A 241-nucleotide genomic window follows, 5' to 3' on the forward strand; every position below is an offset into this window, starting at 1 on the left:
ATGCCACACATCACGAAGTTAGCCATAGCTACGTCTATTGCCACTGTATTGGCTTTAGGCGCATGCACCAATGATGCAAGCCAGAGTCCCAGTGAAGAAAATCGCTTTATTGAATACGGCATAGCAACCGACATTCGTCCACTTGACCCCCATACACAGAACATTGTCATCAATTGGCGTGTCGGTGCCAATATATACGACCGCTTAATTGAACAAGATGAAAACTTGGAATTGCAACCGA

Annotated in this window: 1 pseudogene; it reads left to right on the forward strand. The window is 45.2% G+C overall.

Features of this window, described 5'->3' with window-relative positions:
* A pseudogene (locus CHH91_RS20990) lies at positions 1-241 on the forward strand (hypothetical protein); the annotation flags it as partial.

The sequence above is a fragment of the Virgibacillus sp. 7505 genome (genome assembly GCF_002272135.1).
In the GTDB taxonomy this organism is placed as follows: Bacteria; Bacillota; Bacilli; order Bacillales; family Amphibacillaceae; genus Terribacillus.